Here is a 20,325-nt window from a genome sequence, read left to right on the forward strand (position 1 = left end):
CGCATCGCGGGGCAAGTCGCATCGGCGGTGTGCCGATGCGCCTTGCCCCGCGGTCTTTTCAGCCCTGGTCCGGCCAGTTCCAGGCCGGTTCATCCAGCATGCCTTGCCCGACGATACCGGTCTGCCCCAAGGTCTTCTCCAGGTGGATCGAGTTACAGTCGGCATCCTCTTCCAGGGCCGCCACCAGCCTCGGCGCGTGCGACACCACCCATACCTGACATTCGCGCGCCGTGCGGCGGATCAGGCGCGCCAGCGCCGGCAACAAGTCCGGGTGCAGGCTGGTCTCCGGCTCGTTGAGCACCATCATGCTCGGTGGGCGCGGTGTGAGCAGGGCAGCCACCAGCAACAGGTAGCGCAAGGTCCCGTCGGACAGCTCGGCAGCGCTCAGCGGCCGCAACAGCCCGGCCTGGTGGAAACGCAGGGCGAACAGACCGCCGGGCTGGGCGTCGACCGCAAGCCGGGCGCCGGGAAACGCGTCGCTCACTGCATCCTGCAGGGCCTGCAGGTCGCCGATCTCGTCGATGGTCTGCAGGGCGGCGGCGAGGTCGCGGCCATCGTGATGCAGCACCGGCGTGCGCGTCCCCAGCCGCGATTGTCGGGCGGGCGCCTCGGCATCGGTACGGAAATGGTCGTAGAAGCGCCAGCTGCGGATCTGCTCGCGCAGATGCGGCACCTCGGGGGAGCCCTGGAGACTGCCGACCTGGTCGAACAGGCTGTCGAATTCGGTCATGTGCTGGTGCAGCACCTGCCATTGGCGCCCGTCGCGGGCCTTGACCATCCCCGCATGGCGCTGCACCAGTTGGCTGGCGGGTCGGCACAGGGGGCCGGCCCAGATCGTCTCCTGCTTGATCTGCGGGTCCAGAGCGAACTTCGACCGGCTGGGTTCGGGCAGACCGAGGCTGATCGCGTATCCGAAGTCTTCGCCGGCAAAGCCCATTTTCAGGCGCCGGGCTTGCTGGCGTGGCCCGCCTTCCACTGGCACCTCGCCGTTGAGCATGCGCCGGGTGAGCTTCTCGGGGCCTGCCCAGAAGGTCGATTCCAGCCCGCCCTCGGCAGCCAGCGCGTTGACCACGCCGCCGCGCGCGGTCTCGGCCAGCAGGCGCAAGGCCTTGTACAGGTTGGACTTGCCACTGCCATTGGCACCGGTAATCACGTTCAGCCGGCCCAGCGGCAGCACCAGCTGGTTGATCGAGCGGTAGTTGGCAATGGCCAGGGTGGTGAGCATAGGCGGCATCCTTGAGCGGTCGGAACGCAGTATCGCCGATACCGCCTCGCTTTGTTGAACCCTGGCCGATGCCGTTTGTCGATCCCTGATCTACGCTTTCAAACGCATCCCTTTCACCTGAGAGAAGCAAGGAGCCTGCATGACGCTAGAGCGTGTGCCGCTGGTCGTTTGCCTAGGGTTGCTGTCCCTGCTTTCAGGATGTGGCAAGGAGGAGGTCGGCCAGGTGCTGCCCCGGGTCGCGGTGCAGCAGGTGCAGCCCACCGACTTTGCCGCCCGGGTCACCCTGACCGGTGACGTGCAGGCGCGGGTGCAGACCGACTTGTCGTTCCGCGTGGGCGGCAAGATCATTGCGCGCAGCGTCGATGTCGGTGACCACGTGAAGGCCAATCAGGTATTGGCGCGCCTGGACCCCAAGGACCTGCAGAACAACGTCGATTCGGCCAAGGCCGAGGTGTTCGCCGAACAGGCCCGGGTTACCCAGACCAGCGCCGCGTTCGTGCGCCAGCAGAAACTCCTGCCCAAGGGCTACACCAGCCAGAGCGAATACGACTCCGCTGAAGCCGCGTTGCGCAGCAGCCAGAGCGCGCTCAAGGCCGCCCAGGCGCAACTGGCCAACGCCAACGAGCAACTGAGCTACACGGCATTGGTGTCCGAGGCCGACGGCGTGATTACTGCGCGCCAGGCCGAAGTCGGCCAAGTGGTGCAGGCGACCATGCCGATCTTCAGCCTGGCGGTCGATGGCGACCGTGACGCGGTGTTCAATGTCTATGAATCGCTGCTGGTGGCACCCAGCGGTGACAAGGGCGTGACGGTCAGCCTGATCGACAACCCCGCCATCACCGCCCAAGGCCACGTGCGCGAGATCACCCCGACGGTCTCTGCGCAAAGCGGCACGGTGCAGGTCAAGGTTGCCCTGCGCGACGTGCCCAAGGGCATGGCTCTGGGTGCGCCGGTGACGGCGTCGGCCAGTGCCCATGGCAAACCGAGCGTCGAGCTGCCCTGGTCAGCCCTGACCAAGGCGCTGAACGAGCCCGCCGTGTGGGTGGTTGGCGAGGGTGACAAGGCGCAACTGCGCAAGGTCCAGGTGGCGCGCTACCTGACCGGAAAAGTGGTGATCAGCGCGGGTCTGGAGGCCGGTGAGATAGTGGTGGTCAGTGGTGGCCAGCTGTTGAACCCAGGTATTCAGGTCGAGAAGATCGATGCCAGAAACGGGGGAGTCGCGCCATGAGGCCGTTGCTGCCGATAGTGTCTGCCTGCCTGTTGCTGGTTGCCTGTGGTGGCGAGGAAGTCCAGCCCGAACCCGTGCGACCGGTGTTGTCGACCGTGGTCGAACCCCAGGTGCAAGCGCAGCTTGGGCGCTTTGCCGGCAATATCCAGGCGCGCTTCGAGAGCACCTTGGGCTTCCGCGTGTCTGGCCGTATCGCCCGGCGCTGGCTGGATGTCGGGGCCCAGGTCAAGCCCGGCGATACCTTGGCTACCCTCGATCCGACCGACCAGCAGAACCAGCTGCGTGCCGCCGAAGGCGACCTTGCGCGGGTGCAGGCGCAGTGGATCAATGCCCAGGCCGATGCCCGTCGCCAGCAACAACTGTATGACCGCGGCGTCGGCGCCCAAGCCCAGCTGGACATCGCCCAGACCAACCTGAAGACTACCGGCGCGTCGCTGGCGCAGGCGCGTTCGGCAGTCAGCCAGGCCCGCGACCAGCTCGACTACAGCACCCTGCGTAGCGACCATGCCGCGGTGATCACGGCCTGGCAGGCCGAGGCCGGGCAGACTGTCAGCGCCGGCCAGGCCGTAGTCACCCTGGCGCGCCCGGACGTGAAGGAAGCGGTGATCGACCTGCCGATAGCCTTGGCCGAACAACTGAGCCGCGACCTCACCTTCACCGTCGCCTCGCAGCTCGACACCAGCATCAACACTACTGCCACCTTGCGCGAGCTGGAGCCCCAGGCAGATACCACCACCCGTACCCGCCGCGCCCGCCTGACCCTGGCCAGCACCCCGGAGGCTTTCCACCTGGGGACAGCGATCAGCGTCACCCTGACCTCGGCGCTGACGCCGCGCAGCCAGTTGCCGCGTTCCGCGTTGCTCGAGCGCGATGGCAAGACCCAGGTCTGGGTGGTCGACCCGCAGGGCAAGACCGTGGCCACCCGTGACGTCACCCTGGCGGAACGTGGCCCTGACAGCATCATCCTGTCCTCCGGTGTGCAACCCGGCGAGCGCGTCGTCACCGCCGGCGTGAACAGCCTCAAGCCTGGCCAGAAGGTCATCTTCGACGAGGACGCACGATGAAAGGAAGCTTCAACCTCTCCGAATGGGCGCTCAAGCACCAGTCCTTCGTCTGGTACCTGATGTTCGTCGGCCTGCTGATGGGGATTTTTTCCTACTTCAACCTGGGTCGAGAGGAGGATCCGTCCTTCACCATCAAGACCATGGTGATCCAGACCCGCTGGCCCGGCGCGACCCAGGACGAGACGCTGTACCAGATCACCGACCGGATCGAAAAGAAACTCGAGGAGCTCGATTCGCTCGACTACGTGAAAAGTTATACCCGCCCCGGTGAATCGACGGTCTACGTGTACCTGCGCGACACCACCAAGGCCAAGGACATTCCGGACATCTGGTACCAGGTGCGCAAGAAGATCCAGGACATCCGCGGCCAGTTCCCCCAGGGCGTACAGGGCCCGGGCTTCAACGACGAGTTCGGCGACGTGTTCGGCTCGATCTACGCTTTCACCTCCGATGGCCTGAACCTGCGTCAGCTGCGCGACTATGTGGAGCAGGCCCGCGCGGAGGTGCGCGAGGTGCACAACATCGGCAAGATCGAGCTGATCGGCACCCAGGATGAAGTGCTCTACCTGAACTTCTCCACCCGCAAGCTGGCAGCCCTGGGCATCGACCAGCGGCAGGTCATGGAGGCGCTGAAATCGCAGAACGCGGTGACCCCGGCGGGGGTGATCGAAGCCGGCCCCGAGCGGATTTCGGTGCGCACCACCGGGCAGTTCGCCTCGGAGAAGGACCTGGAGACGGTCAACCTGCGCATCAACGACCGCTTCTTCCGCCTGGCCGATATCGCCGACATCGAGCGTGGCTATGTCGACCCACCGTCGCCGATCTTCCGCTACAACGGCCAGCCGGCCATCGGCCTGGCCATCGGCATGAAGGCCGGCGGCAACATCGAGGTGTTTGGCGCTGCGCTGAAGAAGAAGATGGACAGCATCGTCAGCGAACTGCCGGTCGGGGTCGGCGTGCACACCGTGTCCGACCAGGCGGTAGTGGTCAAGCAGGCGGTTGGCGGCTTCACCAGTGCGTTGTTCGAAGCCGTGGTGATCGTGCTGGTGGTGAGCTTCGTCAGCCTGGGCGTGCGTGCCGGGCTGGTGGTGGCCTGCTCGATCCCGCTGGTGCTGGCCATGGTGTTCGTGTTCATGGAGTACAGCGATATCACCATGCAGCGGATCTCGCTGGGTGCGCTGATCATTGCCCTGGGCCTGCTGGTTGATGACGCGATGATCACCGTGGAGGTGATGGTCACGCGCCTGGAAATGGGCGAGACGAAAGAGCAGGCGGCGACCTTCGCCTACACCTCGACGGCCTTCCCCATGCTTACCGGAACCCTGGTGACCGTGGCCGGTTTCGTGCCGATCGGCCTCAATGCCAGCTCGGCCGGTGAATATACCTATACCTTGTTCGCGGTGATCGCCGTGGCGCTGCTGGTGTCGTGGGTGGTGGCAGTGTTCTTCGCCCCGGTGCTGGGGGTGCATATCCTCAGCAGCGAAAAGCTCAAGCCCCACGAGGCCGAACCCGGGCGAGTGGGCCGGGCATTCGAACATGGCCTGCTGTGGTGCATGCGCCACCGCTGGGTGACGGTGATCGGCACCATCGTGCTGTTCGCACTGTCGGTGGTGGGCATGCGCTTCGTGCAGAACCAGTTCTTCCCATCCTCGGACCGCCCGGAGATCCTGGTCGATCTCGACCTGCCGCAGAACGCCTCGATCGAGGAAACGCGCAAGGTGGTGGATCGCCTGGAGGCGAAGATCAAGGACGACCCCGACCTGGTGCGCTGGAGCACTTACATCGGCCAGGGCGCGATCCGCTTCTACCTGCCCCTCGACCAGCAACTGCAGAATCCCTATTACGCCCAGCTGGTGATCGTCAGCAAGGGCTTCGAAGAGCGCCAAGGCATGATCGAGCGCCTGCAGAAACTGCTGCGCGAGGACTTCGTCGGCATCGGCAGCAACGTGCAGTCGCTGGAGATGGGCCCGCCGGTGGGCCGGCCGATCCAGTACCGGGTCAGCGGCAAGGACATCGACCAGGTGCGCCGCTATGCCATCGAACTGGCCACGGTGCTCGATGGCAACGAACATATCGGCGACATGATGTACGACTGGAACGAGCCCGGTAAGGTGCTGCGCATCGAGATCGCCCAGGACAAGGCACGCCAGCTGGGGCTGTCGTCCGAAGACGTGGCCAATGTGATGAACAGCATCGTCAGTGGTGTGCCGGTCACCCAGGTCAACGACAACATCTATCTGGTCGACGTCATTGCCCGCGCCGAGGACAGCGAGCGGGGCTCGCCCGACACCCTGCAGAACCTGCAGATCGTAAGTCCCAGCGGTGTGTCGATTCCCCTGCTGGCGTTCGCCACCGTGCGCTACGAGCTGGAGCAGCCATTGGTGTGGCGGCGCGACCGCAAGCCGACCATCACCATCAAGGCCTCGGTGGTCGGCGATATCCAGCCGACCAACCTGGTGGCGCAGCTCAAGCCGAAGATCGACGAGTTCGCCGGCAAGCTGCCGCCCGGCTACGGCGTGGCCACCGGCGGTACGGTGGAGGAGAGCAGCAAGGCCCAGGGGCCGATCGCCGACGTTATCCCGCTGATGCTGTTCCTCATGGCGACCTTCCTGATGATCCAGCTGCACAGCGTGCAGAAGCTGTTCCTGGTGGTCAGCGTCGCGCCGCTGGGTCTGATCGGCGTGGTCCTGGCCCTGGTACCCACGGGCACGCCCATGGGCTTCGTGGCGATCCTCGGCATCCTCGCCCTGGCCGGGATCATCATCCGCAACTCGGTGATCCTGGTGACCCAGATCGACGAATTCGAGGAGCAGGGCTACACCCCCTGGGACGCGGTGGTGGAGGCGACCAACCACCGCCGCCGGCCGATCCTGCTGACGGCGGCGGCGGCGAGCCTGGGCATGATCCCGATTGCCCGGGAAGTGTTCTGGGGGCCGATGGCCTACGCCATGATCGGCGGCATCATCAGCGCAACGCTGCTGACGCTGTTGTTCCTGCCGGCGCTGTACGTGGCCTGGTACAAGATCCGCGAGCCGGAAAAGACTTCCTGAGAACCACGCGCACCCTGTGGGAGCTGGCTTGCCAGCGATAGCGTCGGTGAGGCTGACGACGCTATCGCTGGCAAGCCAGCTCCCACAGGGTTCAGTGTTCGCGCTAATGGTTATATAAACATTCTTAAACAGTATTTTTAAGAATATCCGCGCCTCACTAGTATTGCCCTCAAGCCAGGCGCAAATCCCCTTCAAAACCTCTGCCCGGCTCCCTTACTCACAGGAGAACGAGCATGAGTGCATCTCTGCGCAGCATCGACGGTCAGGACGAAGCCACCATTCTGCGTGAAATCCAGAGTGCCCTGCGCGACCTGCGCTTTGGCGCGGTGGAGATCACCGTGCACAACGCCCAGGTGGTGCAGATCGAACGCAAGGAGAAGTTCCGCCTGCAGCAGCCCGGTAACAAGACCGGCTGACACCGCACCCCTTCAAAACTAGAAAAATGCCAATCGGGAGCTTCACCATGTCCATCCGCCGTTATGCGCTTGCCGCCCTGGCCAGTGCCGTTTTTGCCGGTTCCGCGATCGCCAAGGACTACGAATTGCTGAACGTGTCCTATGACCCGACCCGCGAGTTGTACCAGCAGTACAACGCCGAGTTCATCAAGCATTGGCAAGCCGCCAACCCCGGCGACAAGGTGAAGATCCAGCAGTCCCACGGCGGTTCGGGCAAGCAGGGCCGCGCGGTCATCGACGGCCTGCGCGCCGACGTGGTGACCCTGGCCCTGGCCGGCGATATCGACGAGATCGCCAAGCTTGGCAAGACCCTGCCGGAGGACTGGCAGAAGCGCCTGCCGGACGCCAGCACGCCGTACACCTCGACCATCGTGTTCCTGGTACGCAAGGGCAACCCGAAAGGCATCAAGGACTGGGGCGACCTGATCAAGAAAGACGTCTCGGTGATCACGCCCAATCCAAAGACCTCCGGCGGCGCCCGCTGGAACTTCCTCGCCGCCTGGGCCTATGGCCTGAAGACCGGCGGCAGCGAAGACAAGGCCAAGGCCTACGTGCAGGAGCTGTTCAAGCACGTGCCGGTGCTCGATACCGGCGCCCGCGGCTCGACCATCACCTTTGTTAACAACGGGCAGGGCGATGTGCTGCTGGCGTGGGAAAACGAAGCCTTCCTGGCGCTAAAGGAAGACGGTGGCGCCGACAAGTTCGAGATTGTCGTGCCTTCGCTGTCAATCCTGGCCGAGCCACCGGTGGCGGTGGTCGACAAGAACGCCGAGAAGAAGGGCAACGAGAAGATCGCCGAAGAGTATCTCAAGCATCTGTACAGCCCGGCTGGCCAGAAGATCGCTGCACAAAACTTCTACCGTCCGCGTGACGCGAAGGTTGCCGCCGAATTCGGCAAGCAGTTCCCGAAACTGGACCTGGTGACCATCGACAAGGACTTCGGTGGCTGGAAGACTGCGCAGCCGAAGTTCTTCAACGATGGCGGTGTGTTCGACCAGATTTATCAGGCACAGTGATCGGCAATGAACAAGCGGGGCCGCTTCGCGCCCCTTTCGCCGGCAAGCCGGCTCCCACAGGAAGCGGGAATGCACCGCCACTGTGGGAGCTGGCTTGCCAGCGAAAGGGCTGCGCAGCAGCCCCACAAACAAAACCCTCCAGTAGCCTGCACCGGCCCGGGATGACTCCCGGGCTTCGTGCGTTCAACCAGGGACCTTTATGTCACGTCGCATTTCCCCCGTCATACCCGGCTTCGGGCTGACACTGGGCTACACCTTGGTGTACCTCAGCCTGATCGTGCTGATACCGCTGGCGGCCATGTTCATCCATGCCTCGCAGCTCACCTGGGAGCAGTTCTGGAACATCGTCAGCGCGCCGCGGGTCATCGCCGCGCTGAAGCTGAGTTTCGGTACCGCCCTGTTCGCAGCCATCATCAATGGCGTGATCGGCACCCTGCTGGCCTGGGTGCTGGTGCGCTACACCTTCCCCGGGCGCAAGGTCATCGATGCGATGATCGACCTGCCGTTCGCCCTGCCCACCGCCGTGGCCGGCATCGCCTTGACCGCCTTGTACGCCCCTGCGGGCTGGGTCGGCCAGTTCGCCACGGATCTTGGTTTCAAGATCGCCTACACCCCACTGGGCATTACCCTGGCGCTGACGTTCGTCACCCTGCCGTTCGTGGTACGCACGGTGCAGCCAGTGCTGGCTGACATCCCGCGTGAGGTGGAAGAGGCCGCTGCCTGCCTGGGCGCGAAACCTTTGCAGGTGTTCCGCCATGTACTGGCCCCGGCGTTGCTGCCTGCCTGGCTGACCGGCTTCGCCCTGGCCTTCGCCCGTGGCGTTGGCGAGTATGGCTCGGTGATCTTCATCGCCGGCAACATGCCGATGAAGACCGAGATCCTGCCGTTGCTGATCATGGTCAAGCTCGACCAGTACGACTACACCGGCGCCACTGCCATCGGCGTATTGATGCTGGTGGTTTCCTTCATCCTGCTGCTGCTGATCAACTTGCTGCAGCGGCGCATCGAAACCCCTTGAAGGAGGCCCGCTTATGTCTTCATCAACCCTTGGCGCAACCGCCGCCGCCAACGCCGCCCGGCGTGGCAGTGCCACTTCGCGCCGCGTGCTGATCTCCCTGGCCTGGATCGTCTTTGCGCTGTTCCTGGCCTTGCCGCTGGTGATCGTTGTGTCTCAGGCCCTGAAAAACGGCTTCGGCACCTTCTTCGAGGCGATCTTCGAGGCCGATGCGTTGTCTGCGCTCAAACTGACCCTGCTGGCGGTGGCCATTTCGGTGCCGCTGAACCTGCTGTTCGGGGTCAGCGCCGCCTGGTGCGTGAGCAAGTACAGCTTCCGTGGCAAAAGTATCCTGGTGACCCTGATCGACCTGCCGTTCTCGGTGTCACCGGTGATCGCCGGCCTGGTCTACGTGCTGATGTTCGGCGCCCAGGGCCTGTTCGGTCCGTGGCTGCAGGACCACGACATCCAGATCGTCTTCGCCCTGCCGGGCATCGTCCTGGCGACCATCTTCGTCACCGTGCCGTTTGTCGCCCGTGAACTGATCCCGCTGATGCAGGAGCAGGGTACCCAGGAAGAGGAGGCCGCGCGCCTGCTCGGCGCCAACGGCTGGCAGATGTTCTGGCACGTCACGCTACCGAACATCAAGTGGGGCCTGATCTACGGCGTGGTGCTGTGCACCGCCCGGGCCATGGGCGAGTTCGGCGCGGTGTCGGTGGTGTCCGGGCATATCCGTGGCGTCACCAACACCTTGCCGCTGCACGTGGAGATCCTCTACAACGAGTACAACCATGTCGCGGCCTTCAGCGTGGCCAGCCTGCTGCTGATCCTGGCGCTCTTCATCCTGCTGCTCAAGCAGTGGAGCGAGAACCGTATTAACCGCCTGCGCCACAGCGCCGCGGAGGAATGATTCATGTCGATCGAAGTTCGTAACGTCAGCAAGCGCTTCAACAGCTTCCAGGCCCTGGACAACATCAACCTGGACATCCACAGCGGCGAGCTGGTTGCCCTGCTTGGCCCGTCGGGCTGCGGCAAGACCACTCTGCTGCGCATTATCGCCGGCCTGGAAACCCCGGATGACGGCAGCATCGTGTTCCATGGTGAAGACGTGTCCGGGCACGACGTGCGTGATCGCAACGTCGGCTTCGTGTTCCAGCACTACGCGCTGTTCCGCCATATGAGCGTGTTTGACAACGTCGCCTTCGGGCTGCGCATGAAACCCAAGGGCGAGCGCCCGAGCGAGAGCAAGATCGCCGAGAAGGTCCACGAGCTGCTGAACATGGTGCAGCTCGACTGGTTGTCAGATCGCTACCCCGAGCAGTTGTCCGGTGGCCAGCGCCAGCGTATCGCCCTGGCTCGTGCCCTGGCGGTGGAGCCCAAGGTGCTGTTGCTCGACGAGCCGTTCGGGGCGCTGGATGCCAAGGTGCGCAAGGAGCTGCGCCGCTGGCTGGCGCGGCTGCACGAGGACATCAACCTGACCTCGGTATTCGTTACCCACGACCAGGAAGAGGCCATGGAAGTCGCCGACCGCATCGTGGTGATGAACAAGGGCGTGATCGAGCAGATCGGTTCGCCCGGCGAGGTGTACGAAAAGCCGGCCAACGACTTTGTCTACCACTTCCTTGGTGACTCCAACCGCCTGGCGCTCAGCGAAGGCCACCATGTGCTGTTCCGCCCGCACGAGGTGTCGCTGTCGCGCCATGAGACCGAAGGCCACCATGCCGCCGAGGTCCGCGATATCCGCCCGTTGGGCGCGACCACCCGGGTCACCTTGAAGGTGGAAGGGCAAAGCGAGCTGATCGAGGCCGAGGTGGTCAAGGATCACGACAGCCTGACCGGGTTGGCGCGCGGGGAGACGTTGTTCTTCCGGCCAAAGGTGTGGCAGAAGGTGGCGGATATCTGAGCTGCAGGCATGAAAGGAAAAGCCCGGGCATGGTCCCGGGTTTTTTTATGTGCTGGCGGATAGTCGGGGCTGCGCTGCAGCCCATCGCCGGCAAGCCGGCTCCCACAGTACAGGGTCTGCTGCAATGACCTGTGGGAGCTGGCTTGCCAGCGATCGAGGGCAAAGCCCTCGCAGCGGATTGATGCCTTGAGCGAATATTTTGCATGCTGATAAGGCATCGTTCGCAAGCTGTTCTGCGGCAGGCCGCGAAAGACGCGGGTTGTGGACAGACCATCGAAATAATTATTCCATTTAGGTCTAATTTTACGTTTAAACATTTCTTTATGAGCTAAGCCCCTAGGCCCGATGATTCAGCCACACACCTGAATCAACACCCCAGGAGTTTCTAGCAATGGGTAATGTCCAGACGGCCGTCAGGGCCTTTGAGCAGCCATGGCACCCGGCATCGGGCGACCTGGTCGAGCTCGGACGCACGCTACGCCTGCCGCTTGGTCAGTTACGCCTGCAACGCACGCCGCTGAGCGGCCTCAAACGACGCGACAAGCTGGCGTTGGTGCTGCTGGTGCTGGCCCTGCACGGTGCCGTCGCCTACTGGATCAACCAGGCACCGACCCCGGCGTTGCCCATCGTGCCGCCGCAGATTCCGCCCATGACCATCGAGTTCGCCGCGCCCGCGCCGCCGGTCGTCGAGCCGCCGCCGCCAGCCCCGGCAGCGCCTGTGGTCGAACCGCCACCGCCGGTGCTCGACGAGTTGGCTGCCAAGCCAAAGCCCAAGCCGAAAGTCGTGCCCAAGCCTGTGGCCAAGCCACAGCCAAAACCGCAGCCGAAACCGGTCGAAGCGCCGCCACCCACGCCGACGCCCGTGGCCGCGCCGGCTCCGTCTGCGCCACCCGCCCCGGCCCCGGTGACGCCAGCCTCGGCCAACGCCGCGTACCTCAAGAACCCGGCGCCGGAATATCCGCAGATGGCCCAGCGCCGTGGCTGGGAGGGCACCGTGCTGCTGCGCGTCGAGGTGCTGCCCAGTGGCAAGCCAGGGCAGATCCAGATCCAGAAAAGCAGTGGTCGCGACGCCCTGGACGCCGCCGCGCTGGCGGCGGTGAAACGCTGGAGCTTCGTCCCGGCCAAGCAGGGCGAGGTGGCCCAGGTGGGTTGGGTCAGCGTACCGATCGATTTCAAGCTTCGTTAACTTGCGAGCGCACACAGGAAGGACTTCATCATGAGCTTGTTGGCATCCCCCCTCGAATCCGTTGAAGGCGCGGTCATCTGGCTGCTGGTCGGCTTCTCCGTCGCCACCTGGGCGCTGGCCCTGGTCAAGGTCGTGCAGTTCGTGCGCCTGAAGAACCAGGACAAGCGCTTCCACCAGCAGTTCTGGGCCGCGTCCAGCCTCGACTCCGCCGCCGAGCCGGCCCACGATCTGCCAGGCCCGGCTGCCCGTGTCGCCCAGGCGGGCTTTGCGGCGATCGCGGTTGGCGAGCCTGGTCACGCTAACGATTTGAGCCAGGCCATCAACCACCAGGACCGCCTGGAGCGAGCCCTGCGCCAGCAGATCGTCCGTGAGCGTCGTTCGCTGGAAACCGGCCTGGCGGTGGTGGCCAGTATCGGCAGCACTTCGCCCTTCATCGGCCTGTTCGGCACGGTGTGGGGCATCATGGAGGCGCTCAAGGGCATCAGCGCGGCGGGTTCGGCGAGCCTGGAGACCGTGGCCGGGCCCATCGGCGCGGCGTTGGTGGCCACCGGCGTGGGTATCGCCGTCGCGGTGCCGGCGGTGCTGGTCTACAACTACTTCCTCCGTCGCCTCAAGCTGACCGCCGCCGACCTCGACGACTTCGCCCACGACTTCTACAGCCTGGCGCAGAAGAGTGCGTTCCGCGTACTGGTGCACCCGGCGGTACAGCGCCAGCACACCGGCTTCACCCAACCTGTGAAGGAGGCGTCCTGACATGGCCTTCTCGACCCAGGACAGCGATGAAGTGTTGAGTGAAATCAACGTCACGCCGTTGGTGGACGTCATGCTGGTGCTGTTGGTGGTGTTCATCGTCACCGCGCCGTTGCTGACCAACGCCATCCCTATCAACCTGCCCAAGACCGAGGCCGTGGCCCCGGTGGAGCAGAAGGACCCGCTGGTAGTGAGCATCGACGGCAGCGGCAAGCTGTTCATCAACAAGGACGAGATCCAGCCCGACCTGCTGGAGACCAACCTCAAGGCTGCCAAGGACAAGGACGCCGAGCTGCGTGTGCAGCTGCAGGCCGACGATGGTGTGAACTACGGCGAGGTCGCCCGCGCAATGGCGGCGATCGAGCGTGCCGGGATCAGCAAGCTGGCGGTGATCACCGCGCGCTGACCGGCGATACCTTCTTCAGGCAAGTGCTTAGGGGCCATTTTCCTTGGCAGGGGATGGCCCTTTTTTTATTCGCGAAGCCAGCCTCTTCCATATGGATATTTTGGTTATTAATAAATAGCTTCTTATTCCTTTACGAATATAACCGCCTCCCTATACTTGCACCCAAGCACGCAAACTTCCGGAGGCGTCCCCATGCGCAATGAGTCGATTCGTTACCTGATTGTGCCGGGCTGGCAAGGATCGCCAGACAACCATTGGCAAAGTCACTGGCAGCGCAGCCTGCCCAATAGTGCCCGGGTCGAGCAGAGCGACTGGCTCACGCCACAACGGCGCGATTGGGTACAGGCGCTGGAGCAAGCGATTGCCGCCGAGCGCTCGCCGGTGATTCTCATCGCCCACAGCCTCGGCTGCATCACGGTCGCGCATTGGGCCGCCCAGGCCAGCCCTGATCTGCAGCAAAGGGTGCGCGGCGCGCTGCTGGTGGCACCGGCGGATGTCGAGCGGCCGAATTGCGCGCCGGCCCTGCGCAATTTCGCGCCGATTCCCCTGCAGGCCCTGCCGTTTCCCAGCCAAGTGGTCAGCTCCGACAACGACCCGGCGGTGAGCGTGCCGCGCGCGTTGTACCTGGCGCAGGCCTGGGGCGCCGAAGCCGGGCTGTTGGCCAACGCCGGGCATATCAACGTCAAGTCCGGGCACCTGCGGTGGGAGCAAGGCTTTGCCTATCTCTACCGGCTGCAGGCCCGTGTCGACCAGCGCGCCCTGCGCAGCGCCTGATCCACAGGTTTCATCGACTGAGCTGAATCCCTCGACCGCTTGCGGCCGGGGCGGGAGTATTCCATGACATTTCACACACCATTCGGTCAGCCGCTGCTGACCTTCCCCGAACTGGACAAGAGCCCACTGAGCATCCGCGCCAAGGCGCTGGTGTTCGTCGATCCGCGCTCCCAGGCGCTGCGCCAGGCCCTGGAGCGGCTGGCTCCACAACCGTTGCCGGTGCTGATCCGCGGCGAGACCGGCACCGGCAAGGAGCTGCTGGCCCGGCAGATTCATCGCGCCAGTGATCGAGGCGGGCTGTTCGTATCGGTCAACTGCGCGGCCATCAGCCCGACCTATGCCGATGCCGAGCTGTTCGGCTACAGCGCCGGTAGCCAGGGCGGTACTGCCAGCAGTCGCGCCGGATGGTTCGGTTCGGCCAATGGCGGCACGTTGTATCTGGACGAGATCGCCGACCTGCCCCTGGCGATCCAGGGCAAGCTGTTGGCCGCCCTGGAGAATCGCGAGGTGATCCGGGTCGGCGCCACGCAACCGCAGGCGGTCGATGTGCGGCTGGTGGCCGCGTCCAGCATCGACCTGGCGCTGGCAGTGCGCGCGGGGCGTTTCAACGAGCGGCTCTACCATTACCTGCACGAAGGTGAGCTGGAGTTGCCGGCGCTGCGTGATCGGGTCGGCGATATCCTGCCGTTGGCCGAGTACTTCGTGGGGATCTACAGCGTGCGCCTGGATCGGCCGGTTCCCCTCATCAGCGAGGCCGCCCAGCAGGCGCTCGAAGCGCATGCTTGGCCGGGCAATACCCGCGAGCTGGAGAACGTCATTCACTTCGCCCTGCTGGTCAGCGATGGCGAGGAAATCCTCCCCGCGCATCTCGACCTGCCCGATACCGCTCCCCTCGCCAGCCTGGCCCGCCAGCTCATGCAGCTAGGCGGCAGTCGAGAGGCGGATACCTTGGCCGAACTGCGCGATCTGCTCGGCGCGGCGCTGGCACGACTGGGGAAAAGCTCGCCGTAGAGCAGTGTGCCGCCGTTCATAAGCAAAGGGCGTGATGGCCATTTGTTTTTGGCATAAGCAGCTAATCAAAAGATATTGTTCCGGAATAAAAAATCTCGGTATTGTCCACTGCACGCCCACCCGAACGGATGGGCACCCGACTCGCCATCTGCGATGGCCCAGCTTTAGAACAAGGATCACCATGAAAAAGACCCTGCTGACCACCGCCCTGGCCGCCGCACTGTCGTTCGCGGGCCTCGCCAACGCCGCCGAGAAACTGGTGGTGGCCGCCACGCCCGTGCCGCATGCCGAAATCCTCGAACTGATCAAGCCGACCCTGGCCAAGGAAGGCGTGGACCTGGAGATCAAGGTCTTCACCGACTACGTCCAGCCCAATGTGCAGGTCGACCAGAAGCGCCTGGACGCCAACTACTTCCAGACCCTGCCGTACCTGAAGAACTTCAACGAAGGCAAGGGCACCCACCTGGAGACCGTGATCGGCGTGCACGTCGAACCGTTCGGTGGCTACTCGAAGAAGGTCAAGAGCCTGGCCGAGCTGAAGGACGGCGCGACCGTGGCCATCCCCAACGAGGGGAGCAACAGTGGCCGTGCCCTGCTGCTGCTGCAGAAGGCCGGGCTGATTACCCTGAAGGATCCGAAGAACGCCCTGGCCACGCCGAAGGATATCGCCGAGAACCCGAAGAAGCTCAAGTTCAAGGAGCTTGAATCGGCCATGCTCCCGCGTGTGCTGGATCAGGTCGACCTGGACATGATCAACACCAACTATGCGCTTGAAGCCGGCCTGAACCCGGCCAAGGACGCCCTGGTGATCGAAGGTAGCGATTCGCCGTACGTGAACTTCCTGGTTGCCCGCCCGGACAACAAGGACAGCGCGGCCATCCAGAAGCTGGCCAAGGCGCTGACCAGCCCGGAAGTGAAGGCATTCATCGAGAAGAAGTACAGCGGCGCGGTACTGCCAGCGTTCTGATACGCGACCTGGAACGAAAAACGCCGACGCATTTTGCGTCGGCGTTTTTGTTTGTACTGAGCTGACGGGCAGGCCGGTCTGGAGTAGTGCAGCGCAAGCCTCAGCGTTGAGTCGCCAGGGCCCGGCGCAGCGCCAGGAGCCACAGCAGTTGTTCGTTCGAAGCAGGCAAGCAGGGGCTGTTCATCGTTGTCTTCCTTGTTGAATGTGATGGGCCGTGCAAGTCACAGTTTGAAATCCCTTGGAGGGGAAAATCCTCGGAAAGATCCGCGTCTAGGGAAGGAAATTTCCGAACGTCACGGGGTGGTGATATAGATATGCAATAAAGATATTTATAAAAATATTTTTATGCCTTTAGAGTCTAGGAATCGTGCTTACCGGCACAGCGCCACTATTCGTGAAATGACGCCGAGCTACCCTCGTGCCGACCCTGGACCTTCCCATGCCGTACCTTCGTGACCCCGTGCCGAGGCCCCTTCCATGAGCTTCGACACTGCTTTCATGCTTAGCACACTGCCGGCCTTCTTCAAGGCCGTTGGCGTGACCCTGCAAGTCGGGGCGATCGCAATCGTCACCTCGTTGCTGGTGGCGCTGCTCAATGCGACGATCCTGGTGTTGCGCACGCCGTACCTGTGGCGCCTGGTCAAGGGCTATGTGGAGCTGGCGCGCAACACACCGTTGCTGATCCAGCTGTTCTTCGTCTACTTCGCCTTGCCGAGCCTGGGGGTGAAGGTATCCGGCTTCGCCGCCGCGATCATCACCCTGACGTTCATGGGCGGCGCCTACCTCACCGAGGTACTGCGCGCCGGGGTCGAGGCGGTGCCGCGGGCGCAACTGGAGTCCGGGCGCTCCATCGGGCTTTCCGAGGGCCAGCTGCTGCGCCATGTGATCCTGCCCCAGGCCGGCATCCTCAGCCTGCCGGCACTGTTCGCCAATTTCGTCTTCCTGCTCAAGGAAACCACCGTGGTTTCGGCGGTGGCGGTGCCGGAGATTCTCTACACCACCAAGAACTACATCGCCCTGTACTACAAGACCTACGAAATGCTCGCCGTGCTGACCCTGCTCTGCGTGCTGATCTTCCTGCCGCTGTCGCTGCTGCTGCGCTACCTGGAACGGAGGCTGCAACATGGCCAGTTCGGGCATTGAGCTGCTGCTGGTTTCGCTGCCGCAACTGGCCACGGGCGCCGGGCAGACCCTGGCGATCTCGGCCCTGGGCATCCTGTTCGCCACCTTGGGCGGCGTGCTCTACGGCGTGCTGGCGACCCTCGGCAGCCGTTGGCTGAACATCCTGCTGCAGGTGTACCTGGAACTGTTCCGGGCGATTCCGGTGCTGGTCTGGCTGTACCTGGTGTTCTTCGGCTTGCCGATCTTCTTCGGCGTGAGCATCCCCAGCTTCTGGTGCGCGGTGCTGGTGCTGGGCCTGTGGGGCGCCAGCGAGGTCGGCGAGGTGGTGCGCGGCGCCTTGCAGTCGCTGCCACGCGGGCAGCGCGAGGCGGGGTTGTCTATCGGCCTGGGCGGCTGGCAGCTGTATGCCTATGTGCTGCTGCCTCAGGCGCTCAAGCGCATGACCCCGCCGACCATCAATATCTACACGCGGATCATCAAGACCAGCTCGCTGGCGGTGCTGATCGGCGTGGTCGAAGTGATCAAGGCGGGGCAGCAGATCATCGAACGTACCTACGAGTCGGTGCTGATCTACGGCGCGCTGTTCCTGTTCTTCTTTCTTGTCTGCTATCCGCTGTCAGCCGCCTCCCGCGTGCTGGAGCGGCGCTGGGCCCACGCATGAATCCATTGATCGAATTCCAAGGCTTCAACAAGTTCTTCGGCCAGCACCAGGTGCTTGCAGACATCGACCTCAAGGTCGAGGCCGGCGAGGTGGTGGTGATCCTCGGCCCCAGCGGCTGCGGCAAGAGCACCCTGCTGCGCTGCCTCAACGGCCTGGAAGAGGCCCAGGGCGGCAGCCTGCGCCTCGACGGCCAGGAGCTGCTCGGCCCCGACACCGACTGGCGCCAGGTGCGCCAGCGGGTCGGCATGGTGTTCCAGAGCTACCACCTGTTCGGCCACATGAGCGTGATCGACAACTTGCTGCTGGGGCCGCTGAAGGTGCAGAAGCGCGAACGCCACGAGGCCCAGGCCCAGGCCGAGGCTCTGCTGGCCCGGGTAGGGCTGCTGGACAAGCGTGACGCGTTCCCGCGCCAGCTCTCCGGTGGCCAGCAACAACGCATCGCCATTGTCCGTTCGTTGTGCATGAACCCACAGGTGATGCTCTTCGATGAGGTCACCGCGGCCCTCGACCCGGAGATGGTCAAGGAGGTGCTGCAGGTGATCCAAGGTCTGGCCCGCGAAGGCATGACCCTGCTCATCGTCACCCACGAAATGGCCTTCGCCCGCGCGGTGGCCGACCGCATCGTGTTCATGGAGGCCGGCAGGATCCTTGAACAGAACCACCCTGAGCGCTTCTTCACTCAACCGCAGACCGCACGCGCGCAGCAGTTCCTGGAGAAATTCTCGTTCGTCGAAAGCCTGCCCAAGACACTGTCTAAGCCACTGCACAAGGAACTGTCATGAAGACTGCCCCGTTCGCCAAACTGCTCGCGCCATTGCTGGGCCTGGCCCTGCTGGCCGGCTGCAACAAATCCGAAGACCCGGCCAAGCCTGCCGCCGCCTCGCCGGCCAGTAGCTACCTGGAAACCATCAAGGCCCGTGACAAGCTGATCGTCGGCGTGTTCACCGACAAGCCACCGTTCGGCTTCGTCGATGAAAGCGGCCGCTACGTGGGCTTCGACACCGACATCGGCCGTCGCTTCGCCAAGGACCTGCTGGGCGACGAGAACAAGGTCGAGTTCGTCGCGGTCGAGCCTGCCAGCCGCATCCCGTTCCTGCAGAGCGACAAGGTCGACCTTATCCTCGCCAACATGACCGTCACTCCGGAACGCAAGGAGGCCGTGGACTTCACCAACCCCAACCTGCGCGTGGCGGTGCAGGCCATCGTCGCCGACGGCAGTCCGGTGCAAAAGCTCGACGACCTGGCCGACAAGACCATCATCGTCACCACCGGCACCACCGCCGACATCTGGCTGACCAAGACCCACCCGGACTGGAAACTGCTCAAGTTCGAGAAGAACACCGAGTCGCTGGCCGCGCTGGCCAACGGTCGGGGTGATGCCTATGCCCAGGACAACCTGATCCTGTTTAGCTGGGCCAAGCAGAACCCGGGCTACCGCGTGCTGCCACAGCTGTTGGGTGACGAAGCACCGATCGCCCCGGCGGTGAAGAAGGGCAATACCGAGTTGCGCGATTGGGTGAACGCCGAACTGGCCAAGCTCGGCGAGGAGAAGTTCCTGCTCAAGCTGTACGACCAGTACGTGCGCAAGGAGCTGAGCGACGACACCAAGCCTGAGAGCGTGATCGTCGAGGGCGGCAACTGGCAGGGCTGATCGCCTGAACGGGGCTGCAAAGCAGCCCCTTTCGGTCTCAGCAATTGCGCGGTAACCAGTTCAACAGGAAATCATTCACCACCTGCGGATTCTCCAGGCTGGAGATATGCCCGGCGAATGGAATCTGTGCCGCCAGGCATCCAATCAGCTGCGCCATCTCGGCGGACTCCGCCGGTGGCCTTGGGATGTCCTGGTCGCCACAGAGCACGATGGTCCGCTCTCCCGGCAGCTCACCGAGTCGCGCCAGCAGGTCTGGCCGCCCGAAAATTACCCGGCCCATGGGGTCGAGGCTTTCGCGGATGGTCTTGGAAGTGCTCGCCTTCAGCCCGGCGCGGAACTGCTCGCGCACGTCAGGCACGGTTTCCCCTCCGGCATGAAAGAAGATCGGCACCACGACGTCCAGCAACGGATCGATAAAGGCTCCCGCCTTGCTTGCCGCATCCAGCAAACCGAAATACTTCAGCCGCGTTGCCTCGGGCTCCGCGCCCAGGTAGGTGTCCATCAGCACCAGGCGGTCGACTCGTTCAGGGTGGTCGACGGCCAACTGCGCGCCCCACATGCCGCCAACCGACAACCCGACCAGGTGGCACTTCTGGATATCCAGGGCATCGAGCAACGCCAGGTGCTGGCGAGCCAGGGCGGCCATGTCGACGGTACTGGCGGGCGGGGCTGCGGAATCGCCGTGGCCCCACAGCTCAGGCACGATGACCCGGAAGTACCGTGACAGGGCGTCGATCTGCGGTTGCCACATGGCGGACGACCACAGGTAGCTGTGTCCCAGCAGCACTGGGAAGCCCTGGCCCTGGTCGACATAGCTCATGCGTGCTCCGTCGATCTCGATGAAGTGTTTCTGCATTGCTTG

The 20,325-nt window shown here is 64.0% G+C and carries 20 protein-coding genes; 18 read left to right on the top strand and 2 right to left on the bottom strand.

All coding sequences use genetic code 11. The features are described 5' to 3' along the window. Window positions 1-58: 58 nt before the first annotated feature. Window positions 59-1,225, bottom strand: a complete 1,167-nt coding sequence (locus tag LOY42_RS01185; protein ID WP_110697190.1) for an AAA family ATPase — start codon at window positions 1,223-1,225, stop codon at window positions 59-61. Between the two features lie 139 nt (window positions 1,226-1,364). Here LOY42_RS01185 and LOY42_RS01190 point away from each other — a divergent pair, with 139 nt between their 5' ends. The 18 genes from LOY42_RS01190 to LOY42_RS01275 all read left to right on the top strand — a co-directional run bounded on the left by LOY42_RS01190 (window position 1,365) and on the right by LOY42_RS01275 (window position 19,463). Further along, window positions 1,365-2,453 carry an efflux RND transporter periplasmic adaptor subunit gene (locus LOY42_RS01190; RefSeq protein WP_139674372.1) on the top strand — a complete coding sequence of 363 codons (1,089 nt, stop codon included), beginning with the start codon at window positions 1,365-1,367 and terminating at the stop codon, window positions 2,451-2,453. Next, a complete protein-coding gene (locus LOY42_RS01195) occupies window positions 2,450-3,517 on the top strand; it encodes an efflux RND transporter periplasmic adaptor subunit (protein ID WP_258599698.1) in 1,068 nt (355 codons plus the stop codon). The genes LOY42_RS01190 and LOY42_RS01195 overlap by 4 nt, the downstream gene beginning before the upstream one ends. Then, window positions 3,514-6,567: an efflux RND transporter permease subunit gene (locus LOY42_RS01200; RefSeq protein WP_139674369.1), complete on the top strand. Its 3,054-nt coding sequence runs from the start codon at window positions 3,514-3,516 to the stop codon at window positions 6,565-6,567. The genes LOY42_RS01195 and LOY42_RS01200 overlap by 4 nt, the downstream gene beginning before the upstream one ends. A gap of 233 nt (window positions 6,568-6,800) precedes the next feature. Continuing rightward, complete coding sequence (oscA, locus tag LOY42_RS01205) at window positions 6,801-6,983, top strand: sulfur starvation response protein OscA (protein WP_003258557.1); 183 nt, start codon at window positions 6,801-6,803, stop codon at window positions 6,981-6,983. 47 nt (window positions 6,984-7,030) lie between these two features. Next, on the top strand, window positions 7,031-8,038 hold the full coding sequence (locus LOY42_RS01210) for a sulfate ABC transporter substrate-binding protein (protein WP_102684754.1): 1,008 nt from the start codon (window positions 7,031-7,033) through the stop codon (window positions 8,036-8,038). A 199-nt stretch (window positions 8,039-8,237) separates the two neighbouring features. After that, window positions 8,238-9,056, top strand: a complete 819-nt coding sequence (cysT, locus tag LOY42_RS01215) for a sulfate ABC transporter permease subunit CysT (protein WP_023629656.1) — start codon at window positions 8,238-8,240, stop codon at window positions 9,054-9,056. 13 nt (window positions 9,057-9,069) lie between these two features. Next, window positions 9,070-9,942 carry a sulfate ABC transporter permease subunit CysW gene (gene cysW / locus LOY42_RS01220; protein WP_258599699.1) on the top strand — a complete coding sequence of 291 codons (873 nt, stop codon included), beginning with the start codon at window positions 9,070-9,072 and terminating at the stop codon, window positions 9,940-9,942. A 3-nt stretch (window positions 9,943-9,945) separates the two neighbouring features. Continuing rightward, window positions 9,946-10,935, top strand: coding sequence for a sulfate/molybdate ABC transporter ATP-binding protein (locus tag LOY42_RS01225; RefSeq protein ID WP_008093195.1), 990 nt, complete (start codon window positions 9,946-9,948; stop codon window positions 10,933-10,935). A gap of 391 nt (window positions 10,936-11,326) precedes the next feature. Then, entirely contained in the window at window positions 11,327-12,121 is a 795-nt protein-coding gene (locus LOY42_RS01230) for an energy transducer TonB (protein ID WP_258599700.1), read from the top strand. A 30-nt stretch (window positions 12,122-12,151) separates the two neighbouring features. Beyond that, a complete protein-coding gene (locus LOY42_RS01235; RefSeq protein WP_038707008.1) occupies window positions 12,152-12,874 on the top strand; it encodes a MotA/TolQ/ExbB proton channel family protein in 723 nt (240 codons plus the stop codon). Window position 12,875: 1 nt separating this feature from the next. Continuing rightward, window positions 12,876-13,277 (top strand): biopolymer transporter ExbD, encoded by a 402-nt coding sequence (locus tag LOY42_RS01240; protein WP_028688526.1) that lies wholly within the window; start codon window positions 12,876-12,878, stop codon window positions 13,275-13,277. 192 nt (window positions 13,278-13,469) lie between these two features. Beyond that, on the top strand, window positions 13,470-14,051 hold the full coding sequence (locus LOY42_RS01245) for an alpha/beta hydrolase (RefSeq protein ID WP_258599701.1): 582 nt from the start codon (window positions 13,470-13,472) through the stop codon (window positions 14,049-14,051). Between the two features lie 63 nt (window positions 14,052-14,114). After that, complete coding sequence (locus LOY42_RS01250; protein WP_139674362.1) at window positions 14,115-15,062, top strand: sigma 54-interacting transcriptional regulator; 948 nt, start codon at window positions 14,115-14,117, stop codon at window positions 15,060-15,062. A gap of 181 nt (window positions 15,063-15,243) precedes the next feature. Next, window positions 15,244-16,029 (top strand): MetQ/NlpA family ABC transporter substrate-binding protein, encoded by a 786-nt coding sequence (locus tag LOY42_RS01255; RefSeq protein WP_094010961.1) that lies wholly within the window; start codon window positions 15,244-15,246, stop codon window positions 16,027-16,029. Window positions 16,030-16,506: 477 nt separating this feature from the next. Further along, window positions 16,507-17,172: an amino acid ABC transporter permease gene (locus tag LOY42_RS01260; protein WP_102684747.1), complete on the top strand. Its 666-nt coding sequence runs from the start codon at window positions 16,507-16,509 to the stop codon at window positions 17,170-17,172. After that, window positions 17,153-17,812 (top strand): amino acid ABC transporter permease, encoded by a 660-nt coding sequence (locus tag LOY42_RS01265; protein WP_258599702.1) that lies wholly within the window; start codon window positions 17,153-17,155, stop codon window positions 17,810-17,812. Before LOY42_RS01260 ends, LOY42_RS01265 begins: the two co-directional genes overlap by 20 nt. Continuing rightward, on the top strand, window positions 17,809-18,594 hold the full coding sequence (locus tag LOY42_RS01270; protein WP_023631066.1) for an amino acid ABC transporter ATP-binding protein: 786 nt from the start codon (window positions 17,809-17,811) through the stop codon (window positions 18,592-18,594). The genes LOY42_RS01265 and LOY42_RS01270 overlap by 4 nt, the downstream gene beginning before the upstream one ends. Continuing rightward, the gene (locus tag LOY42_RS01275; RefSeq protein WP_110697209.1) at window positions 18,591-19,463 is read left to right on the top strand and encodes a transporter substrate-binding domain-containing protein; all 873 of its coding nucleotides are present in this window, start codon (window positions 18,591-18,593) and stop codon (window positions 19,461-19,463) included. Before LOY42_RS01270 ends, LOY42_RS01275 begins: the two co-directional genes overlap by 4 nt. 37 nt (window positions 19,464-19,500) lie before the next feature. Here the strand turns inward: LOY42_RS01275 and LOY42_RS01280 are convergent, their stop codons facing one another. After that, the gene (locus LOY42_RS01280; RefSeq protein WP_258599703.1) at window positions 19,501-20,319 is read right to left on the bottom strand and encodes an alpha/beta fold hydrolase; all 819 of its coding nucleotides are present in this window, start codon (window positions 20,317-20,319) and stop codon (window positions 19,501-19,503) included. Between the last annotated feature and the right edge of the window lie 6 nt (window positions 20,320-20,325).

The sequence above is a fragment of the Pseudomonas sp. B21-023 genome, from assembly GCF_024749165.1.
Taxonomy (GTDB): Bacteria; Pseudomonadota; Gammaproteobacteria; order Pseudomonadales; family Pseudomonadaceae; genus Aquipseudomonas.